Source organism: Vibrio sp. 10N.222.48.A3, from assembly GCF_041475345.1.
GTDB lineage: Bacteria > Pseudomonadota > Gammaproteobacteria > Enterobacterales > Vibrionaceae > Vibrio > Vibrio tasmaniensis_A.
The window spans coordinates 1-1271 of record NZ_JBFRVX010000990.1 but is presented as its reverse complement, the minus strand read 5'-3'; the positions used below and the strand labels follow the sequence as shown (position 1 = coordinate 1271).

Here is a 1271-nt window from a genome sequence, read left to right as displayed (position 1 = left end):
AATCAGTATAAAACTGACTAAAACGGCCAAATTATCAAGCTAAAATAACCAGTTATCTACTAAGACTAGGATTAACGATCGAGTTGGTAGATTTCCAACAACTTCGGGACAACAGCTTGTGGCGAATATTGGTGTTTGACCGTTTCTATCGCGTTACTTCTGAGAGAGTCACGTTGTTCAATCGACAATGATATCCACAAAGATAAAAACTGTTCTAGTTCAGCTTCTGAATTGGCGAGGTAGCCGTTAACTTGGTGCTCGATGAGTTTAGGCAAGTTACCAACTGAGGTGGCGAGGACAGGAATGCCGCGAATCATGGCTTCTAATGCCGCCATAGGTAAGCCTTCAAAGCGGGAAGGGATGATTAACAAATCGATTTGGCTCCAAACGTCGTCCATATTGGTTTGATGCCCATGAAAGGTAACATTATCAGGCTGCGATTTAACTAACGCTTCCATTTCTGGCCCGTCACCAAAAAGCTCAAACCGAACATCAGGAAACGGTTTGGCTAATGCGACAAATCGATCAGGCGCTTTTTCGTGGCTTAATCGTCCCACAAAGCCAACATGGAATGGGCTTGATGAAGGGGACTTTGTTAATCCGGTTGGGACCTTAACAAAGTTATTCAATTGATGGGTTTTACTCGGCACTTTCGCTTTAATCTTCTCACTGACCACGAGCGACTGATCAGAAAGAAAGCTGCTGTAACGGTCGAGCCAGTCATAAAGCCATACTTTGCCTGTTGGGGTTTCACCTGCATGATAAGTGGTGATTTGTTTGGTGTTGTTTAAACGAGGTGGGAGCTTTATTAGTTTGCTGACCAAACTGGCTTTGTAACCATGAGCATGGATAAGTCTTGGCTCATAATAATGAGCTGCACGTTTAAGCTGTGTCGCGCTATTGCCGCTTGAATCTGCAGAGTATGAGGCTAAATCGGAGAGGTAACTATAAGGGATGCTCAGCGCATTCAACTTTTCAACGATGATCGCTTCAGGATTAAACTTAGTCAAAAGAACGATTCGAATAGCCTCTGAATACTGAGCGCTTTCAGATATCAGGCCTTGTGCTAACTCTAAAACATGCGTTTCTATGCCTCCAAAAGTTTGGCTGTCGATCAACAGCCAAATCTCGTGAAGGTTTACGTTGAGTACACCTTGGCTAGGCTTGATTGTACTCATCTTCCGATTCCCAAGCCTGTTTCTTACGATAAACAGTAGAAGGGCTAAGTTCTAACAGCACGGCAGCGTTTAACACATTCCCATCGCAATGAT

General features: G+C 43.8%; 1 protein-coding gene. It reads right to left on the bottom strand.

Annotation, left to right across the window (positions count from 1 at the left end; all coding sequences use genetic code 11):
• Positions 1–71: 71 nt before the first annotated feature.
• On the bottom strand, positions 72–1178 hold the full coding sequence (locus tag AB4653_RS22800) for a glycosyltransferase family 4 protein (protein WP_009846765.1): 1107 nt from the start codon (positions 1176–1178) through the stop codon (positions 72–74).
• Positions 1179–1271: the final 93 nt, after the last annotated feature.